Origin of the sequence: Streptosporangium canum (genome assembly GCF_900113865.1) — a bacterium.
Classification (GTDB): domain Bacteria; phylum Actinomycetota; class Actinomycetes; order Streptosporangiales; family Streptosporangiaceae; genus Streptosporangium; species Streptosporangium canum.
On record NZ_FOQY01000023.1, the window covers coordinates 78,721 to 96,840 of the forward strand.

14 protein-coding genes and 1 pseudogene are annotated in these 18,120 nt (G+C 70.9%); 4 read left to right on the forward strand and 11 right to left on the reverse strand.

Going from position 1 to position 18,120, the window contains the following annotated elements:
• Positions 1 to 9: 9 nt before the first annotated feature.
• The 7 genes and pseudogenes from BM085_RS28460 to eno all read right to left on the reverse strand — a co-directional run bounded on the left by BM085_RS28460 (position 10) and on the right by eno (position 7,789).
• A complete protein-coding gene (locus tag BM085_RS28460; protein ID WP_093889952.1) occupies positions 10 to 1,326 on the reverse strand; it encodes an NAD(P)/FAD-dependent oxidoreductase in 1,317 nt (438 codons plus the stop codon).
• A gap of 147 nt (positions 1,327 to 1,473) precedes the next feature.
• Complete coding sequence (locus BM085_RS28465; protein WP_093889997.1) at positions 1,474 to 2,295, reverse strand: uracil-DNA glycosylase; 822 nt, start codon at positions 2,293 to 2,295, stop codon at positions 1,474 to 1,476.
• Between the two features lie 354 nt (positions 2,296 to 2,649).
• Positions 2,650 to 4,014, reverse strand: coding sequence for a hypothetical protein (locus BM085_RS28470; RefSeq protein WP_143121107.1), 1,365 nt, complete (start codon positions 4,012 to 4,014; stop codon positions 2,650 to 2,652).
• Between the two features lie 230 nt (positions 4,015 to 4,244).
• Positions 4,245 to 5,204 carry a Ppx/GppA phosphatase family protein gene (locus BM085_RS28475; RefSeq protein ID WP_093889954.1) on the reverse strand — a complete coding sequence of 320 codons (960 nt, stop codon included), beginning with the start codon at positions 5,202 to 5,204 and terminating at the stop codon, positions 4,245 to 4,247.
• Positions 5,205 to 5,380: 176 nt separating this feature from the next.
• Positions 5,381 to 5,881, reverse strand: a pseudogene (locus BM085_RS28480) (DUF501 domain-containing protein); the annotation flags it as partial.
• 42 nt (positions 5,882 to 5,923) lie between these two features.
• The gene (locus BM085_RS28485; RefSeq protein ID WP_093889955.1) at positions 5,924 to 6,331 is read right to left on the reverse strand and encodes a septum formation initiator family protein; all 408 of its coding nucleotides are present in this window, start codon (positions 6,329 to 6,331) and stop codon (positions 5,924 to 5,926) included.
• A gap of 180 nt (positions 6,332 to 6,511) precedes the next feature.
• Complete coding sequence (gene eno, locus BM085_RS28490; RefSeq protein ID WP_093889956.1) at positions 6,512 to 7,789, reverse strand: phosphopyruvate hydratase; 1,278 nt, start codon at positions 7,787 to 7,789, stop codon at positions 6,512 to 6,514.
• A gap of 111 nt (positions 7,790 to 7,900) precedes the next feature.
• Between eno and BM085_RS28495 the strand changes: the two genes are divergently transcribed.
• A complete protein-coding gene (locus BM085_RS28495) occupies positions 7,901 to 8,647 on the forward strand; it encodes a methyltransferase domain-containing protein (protein ID WP_093889957.1) in 747 nt (248 codons plus the stop codon).
• Between the two features lie 7 nt (positions 8,648 to 8,654).
• Here the strand turns inward: BM085_RS28495 and BM085_RS28500 are convergent, their stop codons facing one another.
• From BM085_RS28500 to mfd, 3 genes are read right to left on the reverse strand one after another with little or no spacing between them, the layout of a single operon-like run.
• Positions 8,655 to 9,608 (reverse strand): nucleoside triphosphate pyrophosphohydrolase, encoded by a 954-nt coding sequence (locus BM085_RS28500; protein ID WP_093889958.1) that lies wholly within the window; start codon positions 9,606 to 9,608, stop codon positions 8,655 to 8,657.
• A 10-nt stretch (positions 9,609 to 9,618) separates the two neighbouring features.
• Positions 9,619 to 10,239, reverse strand: a complete 621-nt coding sequence (locus BM085_RS28505; protein ID WP_177245318.1) for a SurA N-terminal domain-containing protein — start codon at positions 10,237 to 10,239, stop codon at positions 9,619 to 9,621.
• Between the two features lie 27 nt (positions 10,240 to 10,266).
• Positions 10,267 to 13,797 carry a transcription-repair coupling factor gene (mfd, locus tag BM085_RS28510; protein ID WP_093889999.1) on the reverse strand — a complete coding sequence of 1,177 codons (3,531 nt, stop codon included), beginning with the start codon at positions 13,795 to 13,797 and terminating at the stop codon, positions 10,267 to 10,269.
• 168 nt (positions 13,798 to 13,965) lie between these two features.
• Here mfd and BM085_RS28515 point away from each other — a divergent pair, with 168 nt between their 5' ends.
• The 3 genes from BM085_RS28515 (at position 13,966) to BM085_RS28525 (ending at position 17,104) form a co-directional block, all read left to right on the forward strand.
• Positions 13,966 to 14,700, forward strand: a complete 735-nt coding sequence (locus BM085_RS28515; RefSeq protein ID WP_093889960.1) for a class I SAM-dependent methyltransferase — start codon at positions 13,966 to 13,968, stop codon at positions 14,698 to 14,700.
• Positions 14,701 to 14,779: 79 nt separating this feature from the next.
• The gene (gene cysC / locus BM085_RS28520; protein WP_093889961.1) at positions 14,780 to 16,009 is read left to right on the forward strand and encodes an adenylyl-sulfate kinase; all 1,230 of its coding nucleotides are present in this window, start codon (positions 14,780 to 14,782) and stop codon (positions 16,007 to 16,009) included.
• Positions 16,010 to 16,150: 141 nt separating this feature from the next.
• Positions 16,151 to 17,104, forward strand: coding sequence for a sulfite exporter TauE/SafE family protein (locus BM085_RS28525; protein WP_093889962.1), 954 nt, complete (start codon positions 16,151 to 16,153; stop codon positions 17,102 to 17,104).
• On the opposite strand, the gene BM085_RS28530 is transcribed toward BM085_RS28525, so the two are convergent.
• Positions 16,988 to 18,019, reverse strand: coding sequence for a glycoside hydrolase family 26 protein (locus BM085_RS28530; protein ID WP_143121108.1), 1,032 nt, complete (start codon positions 18,017 to 18,019; stop codon positions 16,988 to 16,990). The two genes, BM085_RS28525 and BM085_RS28530, sit on opposite strands and share 117 nt — an antisense overlap.
• Positions 18,020 to 18,120: the final 101 nt, after the last annotated feature.

Sequence of the window (18,120 nt, forward strand, 5' to 3'; positions counted from 1 at the left end):
GCCCGGGACTCAGTGCGTCGCGGCCTCGCGGAACTCCGTGCGCGGCGCCTCGATCTCTCCGAGTGAGACGGTCTCCCGCTTGAAGAACAGCGCCAAGGTCCAGTCCGCCATCACACGGACCTTGCGGTTGAGAGTAGGCACCCGCGACAGATGGTAGGTGCGGTGCATGAACCACGCAGGCAATCCGCGAAGCTTGACCCCGTAGACGTTGGCGACGCCCTTGTGAAGACCCAGCCCGGCGACCGATCCGACGTACTTGTGCCGGTAGTCGACCAGTTCCTCTCCGTGGAGCAGGCGGGTGATGTTGTCGGCGAGGACCTTGGCCTGCCGTACGGCGTGCTGGGCGTTGGGCGCGCAGTACTGGCCCGGGTTGGTCACGTCGGGCACCCCGGCCACGTCTCCGGCGGAGAAGGCGTCCTCGACCCCGGCGACGGTCAGGCGGGTGGTCGTCTTGATCCGGCCACGCTCGTCCAGCGGCAGGTCACCGGCGTTGACGACCGGGCTGGGCTTGACGCCGGCGGTCCACACGATGGTCGCCGACTCGAACTCCGCGCCGTCGGAGAGCTTGACCAGACCGCCCTCGCAGGAGTCCAGGCGGGTGTTCATCTTGACCTCGATGCCCCGCTCGCGGAGCTGCTCGGCGGTCCACTTGCCCATCTCGGGGCCGACCTCGGGCAGGATGCGGTCGGTCGCCTCGACGAGGACCCAGCGCATGTCCGCGCGGGAGACGGTGCGGTAGTAGCGGACGGCGTCGACGGCCATGTCCTCCAGCTCGGCGAGCGCCTCGACTCCCGCGAAGCCGCCGCCGATCACGACGAACGTCAGCGCCCTGCGGCGCAGGGCCTCGTCGTCGTCGGACTCGGCCCGGTCGAGGAGTTCGAGCACCCGGTTGCGGAGCGCGATCGACTCGCCAACCGTCTTGAAGCCGATCGCGGCGTCGGCGAGGCCGGGGATGGGGAGGGTGCGGGAGATCGAACCGGCGGCCATGACCACGATGTCGTAGCCGATCTCGTGCGGCGTGCCGACGTTGGGCGTGAAGGAGACCGTCTTGGCCGCGTGGTTGACCTTGGAGACCTTGCCGTTGAGGATCGTCGCCTTCCTCAGCACCCGGCGGAGCGGGACCACCACGTGCCGGGGCGAGAGGTTTCCGGCCGCCGCCTCCGGGAGGAAGGGCTGGTAGGTCATGTGGGATTCGGGAGTGAGGACGGTGATGCGCACGCTGCCGTCGCGCAGTTCCTTGCGGAGCGTGTGCTGCAGGCGCAGCACGGTGTAGAGACCGACGTAGCCCCCACCGACGACCACGATGTGCTTGGAGTTGCGGTTCACTTCGGCGCCATCCTTAGATCCGAGGCTTTGTGAAAGCTTTCACAAGCATACGTCCACCCCGCCGATCGTGCCACGCGCCCTCCGGGCAACTTGCGCGACTCTTTCCAAAATCAGGGTGAACTATCTCCCTTCTCCCCAAAAGTTCGGTCAACACTCTCTCTGTGGTTGAGTGCCCAAAGGACGGAGAGCGTTTGCCCTGGTGAAGACCTGGTCAAGCATCTCGGCGGTCACCCGGCCGGTGAAAGTGTTCTGCTGGCTGGGGTGGTAGCACCCGAGAAGCCAGGCCGGAGCCCCGTCGCGGGAGATCTCCACCTCGGCGCCGTGCCCGAAGGGCGGCCTGGGCCTCGGCAGGTCGTATCCGGCGTCCTTCAGCGCGGGCCAGACCGCCTGCCAGGCGAAGCCTCCCAGCGCGACCACCACGCGCACGCCGCCGGCGACCAGCGCGACCTCCCGGGACAGCCACGGCAGGCAGGTGGCCCGCTCCGACGGCTCGGGCTTGTTGGCCGGCGGAGCGCACCGGACGGCGGCCACCATGCGCGCGCCGATGAGCCGCTGCCCGTCGCCCGCGTGGACGCTGGTCTCCCGCGCGGCCAGGCCCGTCCGGTGCAGCGAGGCGAACAGCCAGTCCCCGCTGCGGTCCCCGGTGAAGATGCGGCCGGTCCGGTTGCCCCCGTGCGCGGCCGGGGCCAGTCCGACGATGAGGACCTCCGGCCTCTCATCCCCCCACCCCGCGATGGGCCGCCCCCAGTAGGTCTCCCCGGCGAAGGCCCGCCGCTTGACCGTCGCGACCTCCTCGCGCCACTCCACCAGGCGCGGGCAGGCCCGGCAGACCGACTGCCGGGCCGTGAGTTCGGCGAGAGTACGGCTCGCGCCCGCGAGCTCTGCCACCTCGGCGGGGTCGTGGGCGACGGGGGTGTCCGGCCGGGCGGGGTCGCCCGGCCAGCCGGATCCGGGAGGAACATAGGTCATGACCTCGATGGTGCCCGATCCCGTGTGGTCGATGGACCGGGAGATGGTGCCCGATCGCACATGGTCGATGGATCGGGAGGCCGAGCGCGCCCCGGTCCCCCGGCGGAGAGAGCCCCGGCTCGCGCGGCGAAAGTCCCGGTCGCGTGGAGAGAACCCCGGCTCGCGTGCGGAAGGAACCATGCGGGCGGAACTCAGCCCCGCGTGCGGAAAGACCTGCGCGGACAGAACTCCGACCCCGCGTGTGGAAAGACCTGCGCGTGGAGAAGTCCGGCCCCCGGACAGCGAAAAGCGGCGCCCGCCGGAAGCGGGCGCCGCCTGTTTCAATCAGGACGAGACGCTAAGACGAGACTCGGGTCAGGCCTTCGGGGTCTCAGCGGGCTTGGCGCAGACCGCCTCGTAGTCCACGGTGACCGAGCCGCCGCCGTCGATCCCGAACCGGGCGTTGCCGCCCTTGCGACCGTCCGAGGCGCTGGCGAAGGAGACGGACTTGGTGCCCGCCGAGGTGAACTCCAGGTCCTCGGACTTCACCACGGAGCCGTTGACGCTCCAGGTGACGGTGAGCTTGATCGGGCCGGTGGCGTAGACGCTGCCGGTGCCGGTGACCGAGCCCGCCGGGCAGCCGGCCTCGGCCTCGGCCTGCTTGGCCGACGTGCTCTCGGTCTGGATCCAGGCCTTCGACGCCGGCGGGGCGGCCTTACAGGTGACCTTGCCCTCGACGGTGCCGCTGGTCGGGCCGCCGTAGATCTCGATCGAGCGCCTGCTGGTCCCGGACGCCGAGGCGCTCCAGGAGTCGCTCACGCTGCGGCTCTGGTGGCCGTAGCCACGACCGTCGAAGTAGACGCTCTGCCAGCCGCCCGCGACACCGTCACGGATCCAGCGGTACTTGACCTCGCCACGACCGTGCGAGGCGCTGATCGTGCCGGTGAAGGTGCGGGTGACCGGGCAGTCGCCCTCGTAGTTCGAGGGAGCGTCGACGGAGGCCGAGACCTTCGGCGACGAGTCCCGGCACCAGATCTTGAAGTAGGCGCGGTTGGAGGAGGCGTCACCCGGGCTCAGGATCTGCAGGGCCGCCCAGCCACGCAGGCTCTCGTGCGGCCTGATCACGTGGTAGACCTTGCGCGAGCCGTAGACGCGCACGGCGTCCCGGTCGACGACGCGACCGTTGACGACCCACTGGTAGCGCACCCAGCGCGTGCCGGAGGTGGTGATGCGGCCGATGAGGGTCGCCTCACAGTTGCGCTCGTCGACCCACGCCTGGGCGCCGACGGTGCCGGTGTTGACGACTTCCTTGTCACCGTCCCACTCGTCGTCGCCACAGGAGACCTTGAAGTAGCCCTTGGCGGAGGTGACCTTGCGCGGCGCCAGGACCTGCAGCGCCTGCCAGCCCTTGGTGTCGCCGCCCTTGAAGGTCGAGGACTCCTTCGCCGTGACGTACTTGACGCCCTTGCCCTTGACCACGAACGTCTTGACGGCGCTCTTGGAGCCGTTCCCGCGCAGCCAGCGGTAGGCCACGGTGGTCTTGCCCCCGTAGGCCTTCACCTTGATCCGCGAGGAGAACGTCACCCGGGTGGGGCACTCGTCGGAGCTGGAGGGGGAGGCCTTCGTCTTGCTCACCGAGACCGCGGGCCTCGGCGCGGAGGAGGAGGAAGCCACCTTCCCCGCCTGGGTGGTGGAACCGCTGGCCGCCGCTGCGGGCGTGGCCAGAAGCCCTGCCGCCATCGTCGCCAGCATGGCCGTGCTGGCTCCTACGGCGGCTAGCTTACGAGCTAGTCCGGACATGAGGGGATGCTCCGTTTCGTTAGGAACGAAAGTGCGCTCCGGAGACGGTTGCCGCCCCGACACCAGCTGTGCCGGGCCCCACGGCAAAGCCTCGCTAAAGCTTCTTTACCTAACCATAAAACGGAAGGATCCCTCAATACTCCCTCGGCATGGGAAATGTCCAGATGTTGTTAAGGTTTAGACACGGACCAGGCGATTCCATCCAGAATGTCGTGTTCACTGACAACAACATCGGTGAAACCGTACCGTTCCATAATCCGGTCCAGGATCAGCGCCCCCGCACCGATCACGTCGACCCGGCCGGGATGCATGACGGGAATGGCCGCCCGCTCGTCATGGGTCATCGCCAGCAGTCGCTCGGAAACCTCGCGGACCCTATTTACCGCAATCCGCGAGTGGTGAATTTTATCCGGGTCATATCCCGGCAGGTCAAGCGCTATTCCCGCAACGGTGGTCACGGAGCCGGCGAGGCCGACCAATGTGAGCGCCCGCTCCACCGCGACCTCCTGGGCGACCCGGTCGAGCGCCTCGTCGATGTCCGCGACCACGGCCTCCACCACCTCGGCCGACGGCGGGGCGCCCGCGTCGCGCAGGTGCCGCTCGGTCAGCCGGACGCAGCCGATGTCGACCGACAGCGCGGCCTCCACGTGCGTGGAACCGAGCACGAACTCGGTGGAACCGCCCCCGATGTCGACCACGAGGTACGGCGGGCGGGTGCCGTCGGGGGTGGGCAGACCGGTCTCGGGCGAGAGCCGTACCAGGTCGCGGGTGGCGCCGGTGAACGACAGCTCCGCCTCCTCGGCACCCGTGATCACCTCGGGCTCCACGCCGAAGATCTCGCGTACGCCGTCCACGAAGTCCTGCCGGTTGGCGGCGTCCCTGGTGGCGCTGGTGGCCACCACGCGGACCGCGGAGGCGCCGTGCTGGTCGATGAGCTTGGCGTAGCCGCGCATCGCGCCGAACGTGCGCTCCAGAGCCTCCGGAGCCAGCCTGCCGGTCTCGTCCACTCCCTGGCCGAGCCGGACGATCTCCATCCGCCGCTCGACGTCGGTCAGGGTGTCGGCCTCGATGTCCGCGATGAGCAGGCGGACGGAATTGGTGCCACAGTCGATGGCGGCGACGCGGGTCACTTGCTCTCCTCTTCGGTGCTCGCGGTCACGGCCGCCTCTTCGGCGTCCCCGGCCGGGAACGCCTCTCCGCTCTGCATGATCCCGGCCCCGGCCCCGGCCCCGGTCCCGGTCCCGGTCTTGGTCTCGGTCTTGGTCTCGGTCTTGGTCTCGGTCTCGGTCTCGACCGCGGTCCCGGTCTCCGCGACGGAGCAGCAGGGCCCGTCGGCCCACCACTCACCGAGCGCGTCGAGGGCCTCGCGGCCGAAGGGGTTGACGCCGGGGACCGCCAGCTCGTGCCCGACCAGGGCGTGCAGGCACTTGACCCTGGTCGGCATGCCCCCGGTGCTCTGCATGTCCCTGGGCAGCGGCTCCAGGCCGTCCTCGGCGGCGGCCTTGTCGCGACGCGCGACGTAGTCGTCGTGGGCGGCCTGGTACGCCTGGGCCAGGGCGGGATCCTCGGCGAGCCTGGCCTGCATGGCCCGCATCATCCCGGAGGTCTCCAGCGTGCCGATGGCCGAGGCCGCCTTCGGGCAGGTCAGGTAGTACAGCGTCGGGAACGGCGAGCCGTCGGGCAGCCGGGGCGCGGTCTCCACCACATCGGGCAGCCCGCACGGACAGCGGTGCGCCACCGCCCGCAGACCCCGTGGCGTCCGGCCGAGCTGCCGCTCCACCGCCGCCACATCGCGATCATCCACCATCCGTGACACCCCCCTGAGAAGACGGCACCCAGGTTATCGGGGTCATCCCGCGCCCCCGGCCGCCTTCTCGCCCTTCCCGGTGTCGGCGGCCTCAACCGACTCCCAGAGCGTCTGGTACCACGGCGGCCTGACGACCTTCTTCTCCCCCGTCGTGCCCTTGCCCTCCGAGCGCTCCCTGCCCATGACGACGTAGCACTTGTGTCCGGGGTCGCAGTAGAAGAGCCGCTCCCTGGCCTGCCGCTTGATGTAGCCGGGGTCCTGGAGCTGCCTGTGCCGGTCGTCGAGGGCCTTGATGGCCTCAAGCTCCCTGACCTGCTGCTGCTGGAGCTGGGAGATCTGGCGGCGCTGCGCGATGTACTCCCGCACCGGGTAGGCGAGGCTCATGGCGATCGCGCACACCACGATCGCGAGGATCGCCGCCCGTCCGGTCAACTGCGGCCGCTTCGCCATGCACCTCTCCCGTCTGTGCTCCCTGCCGTGCCACGCGCGACGGCCCGGGGGCCTTCCCGCGCCACGGCCCGGACACCATCGGCGCCCTCCGCGCTCCGGCACGGAACCGGGCACCGGGCGGTCTCCGGCGCGGTACGGCTTGTGCCCGACCAAATCGGGCGCAAGCCGTACCGTGCGAAACTACCGCTGGAACCTCGGGAACGCCGCGCGACCCGCGTAGCGGGCGGCGTCGTCGAGGAGCTCCTCGATGCGCAGGAGCTGGTTGTACTTGGCCACGCGGTCGGAGCGGGCCGGGGCGCCGGTCTTGATCTGGCCGCAGTTGGTGGCCACGGCGAGGTCGGCGATCGTGGTGTCCTCGGTCTCGCCGGAGCGGTGGCTCATCATGCAGCGGTAGCCGTTGCGGTGGGCCAGGTCCACGGCGTCGAGGGCCTCGGTCAGGGTGCCGATCTGGTTGACCTTGACCAGCAGCGCGTTGGCGGTGCCCTCGGCGATGCCGCGCGACAGCCGCTCGGGGTTGGTCACGAACAGGTCGTCGCCGACGAGCTGGACCTTGTCGCCGATCGCCTTGGTGAGGGCGTTCCAGCCCTCCCAGTCGCTCTCGTCCAGCGGGTCCTCGATGGAGACCAGCGGGTAGTTCGTGACCAGGTCCTCGTAGAAGGCGATCAGCTCGGCGGCGGACAGGCCCTTGCCGTCGATGGTGTAGACGCCGTCCTTGTGGAACTCCGAGGCGGCCGCGTCGAGGGCCAGGGCGACGTCCTCGCCGGGCACGTAGCCGGCCTTCTCAATGGCGACCAGGATCAGGTCCAGCGCGTCGCGGTTGGACGGCAGGTTCGGCGCGAAGCCGCCCTCGTCGCCCAGGCCGGTGGCGTAGCCCTTCTCCTTCAGCACGGCCTTGAGCGCGTGGTAGACCTCGGTCCCCATCCGCACGGCCTCGCGGAACGACTCGGCGCCGATCGGCGCGATCATGAACTCCTGGATGTCCACGTTGGTGTCGGCGTGCGCGCCACCGTTGACGATGTTCATCATCGGGACCGGCAGCACGTGCGCGTTCGGGCCACCGAGGTAGCGGAACAGCGGCAGCTCGGCGCTCTCCGCGGCGGCCTTGGCCACGGCGAGGGAGACGCCCAGGATGGCGTTGGCGCCCAGACGGGCCTTGTTCGGCGTGCCGTCCAGGTCGATCATGACCTGGTCGATGCTGCGCTGCTCGGCGGCGTCGAACCCGAGGATCTCGTCGGCGATCTCGTCGGTCACGCCGAGAACGGCCTTCTCCACGCCCTTGCCGCCGTAGCGCTCATCGCCGTCGCGCAACTCCACGGCCTCGAACTGGCCGGTGGACGCGCCGCTCGGAACCGCGGCGCGACCTTCGCTGCCGTCGTCCAGCAGGATGTCGACCTCGACCGTCGGGTTGCCCCGGGAGTCAAGGATCTCGCGGGCGGTGACGCCCTCGATGGAAGCCACGAAGCGCTCCTAAAGTCGCAGGACAGTTTGCCTCAGAAGCCTACCGATGCCTACTTGCCGGTACGGCGGCCGCCGTCCCCTCCGGGCGGGTCGTGTGTTCCAATCGGAGGCATGCGCGATCTCGCAGCGCTCGACCGGATCCGTGAACTGCTGATCCCGGTCCTGCCGGAGCCCACCTCCGATCCCGGATATCTGGACCTCCTCGGCGAGAAGTCCCCCGCCGGGTCTCCGGCACAGCGGCTCATGCGTTCGGGGTTCCTGCCGAGGATCTACGAGCGGTTCTGGCGGCCCGCGCTGGTCGGGGCGATGAAGGGCCCGCTCGGGCCGGACACCGGGCAGGAGGAGGCGCTGGTCCGCACGATGCTCGCGCTGGGGCCCGCCGACCTGGTGCTGGACGTGGCCTGCGGTCCGGGCAACGTGACGCGGGCCCTGGCCCGCGACGTCGACGACGACGGGCTGGTCGTGGGGATCGACGCCTCGGCGACGATGCTCGCCCGCGCGGTCCGCGACACCCCGGCGGGACACATCGGTTACGTGCGCGGGGACGCAGTGGACCTGCCCTTCCGGCCCGCGAGCTTCGACGCGGTGTCCTGCCTGGCCGCGCTCTACCTGTTCGACCGGCCCTTCGAGGCCCTCGCGGGCATGGCCCGGGTGCTCAGGCCCGGCGGCCGTGTCGCCCTCATGACCACCCGGCGGCTGCCACTGGCCGGCCCGGTCAACGACCTGGCCGGCGCGCTCTCGGGGGTCCGCATGTTCGGCGACCGCGAGGTGACCGGCGCCCTCGCTCGGCTCGGCTTCTCCGGGGTGCGTCAGAAGACCTACGGGCTCATGCAGTTCGTGAGCGGGCGCCTGACCTGACCGGCCCTCAGGCGTCCCCGGCCTCCCACGCGCGGACCCGGTCGCGGTAGAGGCGGGCGGTGGCGCGCAGCTCGGCCTCCGGATCGAGGCCGGCCGCGTGCGCCTGCCGTACGAGCTCGAACAGCCGCGCCCCCAGGTCGCCGGCGGCGGGCTCGGCGGGGAGGACGGCGGGAGCCCCGGCGCGCTCGGCGCGGCGCAGGAGCTGGGCGGCCAGGGAGAGTGCGGGCTGACCCATCGGGACGCCGTCCAGGACCGACCCCGAGTCGCCGCCGTTCTTGGCCGCGCGCTCGGCCGCCTTGATGGTCTCCCAGTTGTCGCTGACCTCCTCGGCGCCCTCGACCCGGGTGTCGGCGAACACGTGCGGGTGGCGGCGGACCAGCTTGGCGACGATCCCCTCAGCCACGTCGTCGATGTCGAAACCGTCGGCGCGGTCATGGGCGACCCGCGCGTGGAAGACCACCTGGAGCAGCAGGTCGCCCAGCTCCTCGCGCAGGGCGGCGTAGTCGCCCTCCTCGATGGTCTCCAGCACCTCGTAGGCCTCTTCGAGGAGGTAGGGCACCAGCGACTCGTGGGTCTGCCCGGCGTCCCACGGGCAGCCGGTCCGGAGCCGGTCCATCACCGCGACCAGGTCGAGCAGCCGTGCCCCCGGCAGGTCGTAGGAGCCGGGCACGACCTCGATCACCGGCGGGTCCTCAAGCGCCACGGCCGCGTAGCCGATGGAGCGCATCAGCGCCTCGTCTGCCTCCAGCCACACGACGGTCTCCTCGCGCGCCTGCCGGGCCAGGGCGGCCGGATCCGGCGTCACGACCTCGACGGCGATCCCCGCCTCGGCGAGGTAGGGCAGGTGCGGATGGTCCGCCGACCCGGTGCGCACCGGACCATCCTCAAGGACCTGCCACGCGCGGCGGCTGAGCAGCCCCGGGGCGACCCGGGGCGAGGTGGTGACGACGATCAGGGGCATGCCGTCGAGGCTACTGCTGCGGCGCCGCGGCGGGGTCCGCGCCGAAACGGCCGCTGTCGAGGAAGAGGTTCGGCTGCTCCTGGCTCGGCTGCGCGTTGATCTGCCCGTAACGGGGGTTCCAGGTGATCTTCACGCTCGCCAGGTCCTTGATCGCCTGCTCCTGGCCCCGCTGGAGGGCGGCCTGGTCGCTGCCGCCGCCGTACTTGGCCATGAGCTTGGTCATCAGCAGCTTCGCCCTGGTGAAGTCGCGCGACTGCGAGGGCGCCACGGCCTGCTGGAGCATCTGCTGCTCGTGCTGGGCCTGGCCGCCGGTGGCGGAGATCACCTGATCGATCTCCGCGTCGGTGACCGTGACGCCCTTGCTCTCGGCCACCTTGGTGTACTGCTTGGCGGTGGCGAGCTGGAAGAGCACGACCTGCGGAAGGCTGCCGGGGAACTGCAGCTGCGCCACGGAGACGTTGGCCTTCGCCAGCGCGGCCTCGAACTCCCGGACGTTGCCGTCCAGCTCGTTGGAGCTGATCCGGTCACCGCCCACCACCGCGGCGGCGCCGGCCTGCGTCGGAGAGCAGGCGGTCAGCGCGACACCCGCGGCGGCGGCCGCCACGATGACGCGCACTCGAGTCGACTTCACATGCGATCCCTTCACGACAAACGCCGCTTATTTTACCGGCATGTTCTGGAGGAACATCGCCTCGACCAGATCCCCGCACCACTTGAGCAGATCCAGGTCGCGCAGCGGCTGACCGCCGAGCGGCCTGGTCTTGGGCACGGGCACCAGCAACGTACCGGTTGCCGGCTTCAGCAGCGCCTTCGGGTACAGGCGCTGGAGCCTGACCTGCTGGGAATCCCTGAGCGTCACCGGGGCGAACCTGATGTGCTGGCCCTGCAGGGTGACGTCGGTCAGCCCGGCCAGGCGGGCGCGGATCCGGAAGCGGGCGACCTCCAGCAGGTTCTCCACCTCCTGCGGCGGCCTGCCGTACCGGTCGACGAGCTCGTCACGGACCGCGGCGATGTGGGCGTCGGCGCCGATCCCGGCGATCCGCTTGTATGCCTCCAGGCGCAGCCGCTCGGAGGTCACGTAGTCGTGCGGGATGTGCGCGTTGATCGGCAGCTCGACCTTGACGTCCGGCCGCTCCTCCGCCACGGAGGCGCCCGACAGCTTGGCCTTCTGTTCCTGCACGGCCTCCGCCATCATCCGCACGTAGAGGTCGAAGCCGACGCCCGCGATGAAGCCCGACTGCTCGGCGCCCAGGATGTTGCCCGCGCCGCGGATCTCCAGGTCCTTCATCGCGACGTACATGCCCGCGCCCATCTCCGTGTGCTGGGAGATGGTGGCCAGCCGCTCGTGGGCGGTCTCGGTGAGCGGCTTCTCCGGCGGGTAGAGGAAGTAGGCGTAGCCGCGCTCGCGGCCCCGGCCGACCCGGCCGCGGAGCTGGTGGAGCTGGGACAGGCCGTAGTTGTCGGCCCGGTCCACGATCAGCGTGTTGGCGTTGGGGACGTCCAGGCCCGACTCGACGATCGTGGTGCAGACGAGCAGGTCGAAGTCGCGCTCCCAGAAACCCACCATGATCTTCTCAAGCTGGTGCTCGTTCATCTGGCCGTGCGCGACGGCGACCCTGGCCTCGGGCACGAGCTCGCGCAGCATGGCCGCGACCTTGTTGATGCTGGAGACGCGGTTGTGGACGAAGAAGATCTGGCCGTCGCGCATCAGCTCGCGCCGGATCGCGGCGCCGATCTGCTTGTTGTCGTAGGGGCCGACGAAGGTGAGGATCGGGTGCCGCTCCTCCGGCGGGGTGAGGATCGTCGACATCTCGCGGATGCCGGTCAGGCCCATCTCCAGCGTGCGCGGGATCGGCGTGGCGGACATGGCCAGCACGTCGACCTGCGTCCGCATGTGCTTCATGGCCTCCTTGTGCTCGACGCCGAACCGCTGCTCCTCGTCGATGATGATCAGGCCCAGCTCCTTGAACCTGACCTCCGGCGAGAACAGCCGGTGCGTGCCGATCACCACGTCCACCGAGCCCTCGCGCAGGCCCTCCAGCGTCGCCTTGACCTCACCGTCGCTCTGGAAGCGCGACATCGGCCGGACGTTCAGCGGGAATCCGGAGAAGCGCTCGGCGAAGGTGGACAGGTGCTGCTGGACCAGCAGCGTGGTCGGCACCAGCACCGCCACCTGCTTGCCGTCCTGCACGGCCTTGAACGCCGCCCGCACCGCGATCTCGGTCTTGCCGTAGCCGACGTCGCCGCAGATCAGCCGGTCCATCGGGACCCCGCGCTCCATGTCGCGCTTGACCTCGTCGATGGCCTCCAGCTGGTCGCCGGTCTCGGCGTAGGGGAAGGCGTCCTCCATCTCCCGCTGCCACGGCGTGTCGGGGCCGAAGGCGTGCCCCGGCGAGGCCATCCGGGCGGAGTAGAGGCGGATCAGCTCCCCGGCGATCTCCTTGACCGCCTTCTTCGCCTTGGTCTTGGCCTTGGCCCAGTCGGCGCCGCCCATCCGGTTGAGCGTCGGCGACTCGCCGCCGACATAGCGGGTGACCTCGTCGAGCTGGTCGGTCGGCACGTAGAGCCGGTCGCCCTTGGCGTACTCGATCACCAGGTATTCACGGGTCGCGCCCTGCACGGTCCGCTGCACCATCTCGACGTAGCGGCCCACGCCGTGCTGCTCGTGCACCACGTGGTCGCCGACCTTGAGCTGGAGCGGGTCGACCATGTTGCGCCGCTTGGAGGGCAGCCGCCGCATGTCCTTGGTGGACGCCTTCTGCCCGACCAGGTCCAGGTGGGTCAGCACGGCCAGGGTGGGGGTGACGAAGCCGTGCTCGATCAGGCCGGTGCTGACGTGGACGACCGTCCCGTCCGGCGCCCGGTCGAGCGCCCTCTCCAGCCGCGCGGGCAGGTCCACGCCCTTGAGCAGCTCGACCATCCGCTCGGCCGGGCCGTGGCCCTCGCTGAGCAGCACGACGACCTTGTCCTCCGCCAGCCAGCCCTTGATGTCGCCCAGGGCCCGCTGGGTGTCGCCCCGGTAGGCCTCCGACTCGCGCGCCCGCAGGACCAGCCCGTCGCCGAGGTCGTCGCCGCCGAACGGCGCGATCGACCACCAGGGCTGCCCGAGCTCCCGGGCATGGTCGCGGATCTCCTCCAGCGTGCGGAACGCCGCCGCCCCCAGGTCGATCGGCGCCTCTCCCCCGGACGCCGCGTTGATCCAGGACGCCTCCAGGAACTCCTGGCTGGTCCGCACCAGCTCGTCGGCGCGGCCCCGGATTCGCTCCGGGTCGCACACGAACACCGCCGCCTGCGCCGGCAGGTGGTCGATGAGCAGGTCCATCTCCCCGGCGAGCACCGGCGCGAACGCCTCCATGCCCTCCATCGGGACGCCCTCGGCGAGCTGGTCCAGGATCTCGGCCAGCGCCGGATGCAGCTCGGCGAGCTCCCGCGCCCGGCGCCTGACGTCCTCCGTCAGCAGCAGCTCGCGGCAGGGGGCCGCGAACAGCCCCTCCTCCGCCACCTCCAGCGACCGCTGGTCGGCGACCTTGAACCAGCGGATCTCCTCGACGCTGTCGCCCCAGAACTCCAGCCGGAGCGGGTGCTCCTCGGTCGGCGGGAAGACGTCCAGCAGGCCGCCCCTGACGGCCACCTCGCCGCGCTTCTCCACCATGTCGACCCGGTTGTAGCCGTTCTCCACGAGCCGGTGCACGATGCTTTCGAGGTCGGCGTCGTCGCCGGCGCGCAGCCGTACCGGGCGGAGGTCGCCCAGGCCGCGCACGATCGGCTGCAGCACCGCCCGGACCGGCGCGACGATCACCTGCAGCGGGCCCGCGGCGACGTCGCCCTCGACCGGGTGGGCCAGCCTGCGCAGTACGGCGAGCCGCTGGCCGACCGTGTCGCCGCGCGGCGACAGGCGCTCGTGCGGCAGCGTCTCCCAGGCGGGGAAGACCGCGACGGTGTTCGGGTCGAGCAGGCTGGTGAGCGCCGCGGCGAGATCCTCGGCCTCGCGCCCGGTGGCGGTCACCGCGAGAACGGCCCGCGCCCCGTCCTTGGCCCCCTCCCTGGCCAGCGCGGCCACGGTGAACGGCCGCAGCGCGGGTGGCGCGATCAGCGACACGTCGGAGGAGTCTCCCCCTCGGACGTCCTCAAGAACGGAAGCCAGCTTCGGCTCCCCTGCGACAAGGTCCAGCAGTCCGGAAAGGCTCATCAGATTCGCCCACAGCCCCACGACGGCAACACGACAGGCCCCCGGCCGGTGAAGCACGGGGGTACACCCAAGGCTACTTGCACCGTGACCTCCTCCCGCAGGGAGATCACCGCGGTGAGGAGGGGGAAATGCGCGACGAATCGTATTGACTTGACTACTCTTAGTCACATGTCAGAGGTACGGTCGGTCGTCGCGCGAGACGACATATTCAGTCGGCGCATCCGCGAGCAGTGGACGGGGCAGTCGGGCCGGCGGCTCGACGTCCTGGTCGCCGGGTGCGGGTGGCCCGATCCGCTGGAGCTGGAGCTGGACCAGATGGAGGCCCGGGTCACCGGGATCGACGAGGACCTGCCGGTGCTGCGGGCGAGCACGTCCACGCGCAAGGACCTGGACTCCTGGGCGCTGGGAGACCTGCGGTCGGTGCCGGTGCCGCCGCGGTCGTTCGACATCGTCTACGTGTCGTTCCTGCTGGAGCGGATCGAGCACCCCGAGCTGGTGCTCGACCGGCTGCTCACCGGGCTGCGGCCGGGCGGGCTGCTGCTGCTGCGGATGCGCGACAGGGCCTCCGCCTACGGGACGTACGACCGGCTGGCGCCCGCCGGGCTGCGGCGGGCGGTGTGGCACAGGTTCGCCCCGCCGGGCACCGTGGGCCCCCTGCCCTCCTGCTACGGACAGGTCACCTCGCGCGAGGGGATGCACTCCTTCTGCCTGACGCGCGGCCTCATGGTGACCGAAGACGTCTCCGCGACGAGCGGACCGGCGCTGCGCGGGCCACTGGGCAGGCTGGCCCGGGTGGCCTGCTCCCTGATGGAGACCCTCTCCAGGGGGCGGCGGCCCTCCTCGCACGATGAGATCATCATGGTGATCCGCAAGCCCCAGAGCCACTTCGCCCGGTTGATCTGAGAGTCACTCGGCTGGTGCGGGGGAAACGGAGTGGGTAAGCTGACGAAATCCGACTAATTCGATCGGGATTGTGGAGCAGATGACGGCGCCTTTCGAGTGGACCCCCGACGCCCGCGAGCTGGCCGATCTGGAGCTGCTGCTCTCCGGCGCCTTCCAGCCGCTGACGGGCTTCCTGACCTCAGCGGACGCGCACGCGGTGGACGAGCACGGCACGCTGGCGGACGGCACCGCGTGGCCCGCGCCCGTGACGCTCGCCCTGCCCGACGACCACCCCGCCGCGCCCGGCGACCGGATCACGCTACGCGACCCCGAGGGCGCCGCGCTGGCCGTGCTGACCGTCACCGAGCGGGCTGACGGTTCCGTCGCCGGCCCGCTGGAAACGCTGGACGCGCCCGAGCACGGGCCGTTCGCCCGGCTGCGCCGCACTCCCGCCGAGGTCCGCAAGGAACTGGCCGGCCGGGAGGTGCTGGCGGTCACCATGCGCGGGCCGCTGGACGACCTGGAGGAGATCAAGGCGACCGCCGAGGAGCTGGACGCGGCGATCCTGCTGCTCCCGCTGGCCTTCGGCGAGGGAGGCCCCGCCGTGGTCCGCGCCGCGCTCAAGGCCCGCGACCGGCTGCCCGAGGGCACGCTCGTGGCCGTGGTGCCCCTCGCGCCCCGGCACGAGCCCAGCATCGACCTGGAGCTGCGCGAGCACGTGGCGGAGGCCTACGGCGCGACGGAGCACCTGGCCGGCCCCGAGCCCGTGACGCTTCCCGGGCCGCCGCACCGGCGGGGACTGGTGGTCTTCCTCACCGGCCTGTCGGGCTCCGGCAAGTCCACCGTCGCGCGAGGGCTGCGGGACGCGCTGCTGGAGCGCGGCAGCCGTACGGTCACCTATCTCGACGGCGACGTGGTCCGTCACCTGCTGTCGGCGGGGCTGAGCTTCTCCAAGAAGGACCGCGACCTCAACATCCGCCGGATCGGGTTCGTCGCCGCCGAGGCCGCCAGGCACGGCGGTCTGGCGATCTGCGCGCCCATAGCGCCCTACGCCGCCACCCGCGACGAGGTCCGCGCGATGGTCGAGGCCGTCGGCGCCGACTTCCTGCTCGTCCACGTGTCCACGCCGCTCGCCGAGTGCGAGCGCCGCGACCGCAAGGGGCTCTACGCCAAGGCCCGGGCCGGGATCATCCCCGAGTTCACCGGCGTCTCCGACCCCTACGAGGAGCCCGACGACGCCGACCTGGTCGTCGACACCACCTCGATCAGCGTGGAGCGGGCCGTCCAGCAGGTGCTGGATCCGCTGATCCAGGGAGGGTGGGTCCGTTGAGGCGCGACCACGGCGGCGCCGATCCGGGGAGGACGCGCCCGCCGAGAGGCGAGCACGCCACCGCCGCCCCGGAGAGGACGCGCCCGCCGAGGCGCGACCACAGGACCGTGCACGCGGCCGTCGAGGAAAGGTGAACGACCGATGGGCATCGACTTCCCCCTCGCGGCCGGATCGTTCCTCGTCGCGATCGTCGTCGGCCTGACCGGCATGGGCGGCGGCGCGCTCATGACGCCGATGATGATGCTGTTCTTCAACGTGCCGCCCCTGGCGGCCGTCTCCAGCGACCTGGTCGCCTCGGCCGTGATGAAGCCGGTGGGCGGGGCCGTCCACATGCGCCGGGGCACCGTCAACCTGCGGCTGGTCGGCTGGCTGTGCGCGGGATCGGTGCCGGCGGCCTTCTGCGGGGTGCTCGTGGCCCGGGCGTTCGGGGACGGCGAGCAGATCCAGCAGACGATCAAGTACGCCCTGGGCGTCGCGCTGCTGCTGGCCGTCGCGGGCCTGGTCGCCAAGGCCTGGCTCTCGCGGCGTGAGGGGGAGGTCTCGACCGACCTGGGCGAGATCGTCGTGCGCCCATTTCCGACCTTACTGGTCGGTACAATCGGCGGCCTGGTCGTCGGCATCTCGTCAGTGGGCTCGGGATCTCTGATCATCGTGGCGCTGCTCGCGCTCTACCCCGCGCTGAAGGCCAACCAGCTCGTCGGCACCGATCTGGTCCAGGCCGTCCCGCTGGTCGTCTCGGCCGCCCTCGGGCACCTGCTGTTCGGCGACTTCCAGCTCGACGTCACCACCTCGCTGCTGGCCGGCTCGATCCCCGGCGTCTACCTGGGCGCGCGGATCTCGGCCCGGGCTCCCGGCGGGATCATCCGGGCGCTGCTCGCGGTGGTGCTGCTGGCGTCGGCGCTGAAACTCCTCGGCGTGGGCAACACGGCCACGCTCTGGATCCTGGCCGGCACCGTGGCGGCGGCCGCCGCCGGGTGGTCACTGCTCAGGGACCGGGGTCGCGCGGAGATAGGGGTCGCGGGCGAGGTCGGAGAAGGTCCTCAGGCCGCCGGGGGTGGTGTCGAAGCGGGTGTCTCCTCGCGGCGCCCGCGGTGAGTCGAAGTAGACCAGCGCCTTGATCTGGGGGTAGCGCCGCATCTCCTCGCGCACCGAGGAGAAGAACGACTCCTTGAACCCGGGCCGGCCGCGGCGCTCGAACACGCCCCATTCAGCGATCATGATGGGCTTGCCCGGGAAGCGCGACTGCATCCAGCGGTAGAAGCCCGGCCACCCGGCGAACTCCTCGCGGGTCTTGTTGACCAGCCCGTCGAAGGTCTGCACCCTGTCGTCGGCATACGGGTCCATCGCCACCCAGTCGACCACGTCGTCACCGGGGTAGAGCCTCTCGAACCAGGGCTCGGCGGCCCAGTTGGGCGCGCCCATGTAGGTCATGACCGTGACCGCGTTCCGGACGCCCCGCTGCCGCAGGCGCAGCACCACGTGCCGGAACATCGCGGAGTAGTCCTCGGCGGTCATCCCCGAACCCGGTGCCGCACGCACGTCGTTCTCCGGCTCGTGGTGCACGGTCAGGAAGAACCTCTCGGGGAAGCTCTTCAGGACGTAGTCGGCCAGACGGTCGATCCGCTGGTCCAGCGCACCCCCGGCGATCTCCGCCCAGGTCCGGTCGGAGGACGGCTTCCAGTTGATCAGCAGGAGCCTGCGGCCCGCGGGGTCGCGCGCGATCTTCCGCTCCTCGGGGGTCGGGAAGAGCTCCGGGCCCCGGTGGTAGACGTGCATGATGTCGGCCGGGCGGCCCATCCGCCCCTCGGCCCGCTCCAGCGCCCGCCCGGGGCGCCTGCCGGTGAAGATCTCCGGCGCGATCCCCCACCACGCCCCGCACGAGGGGATGAGCTTGACGGTGACCTCGCAGGCGGCCCCCGACGGGCGGATGCCCAGCAAGCCGTTGACCCGGGCGGTGGCGCGCTCCGGCGACTCCGCGGAGACCGCCGCGGGCTGAGCGCACGCGCCCATTCCCAGGACCAGCGCGAGACCCGCTCCGCCGATTCCGGCCTTGCGGGAAATTATCCCTAAAGTGGCATTTATCCGATGCAACGGTTCCTCGCAGACGCTCC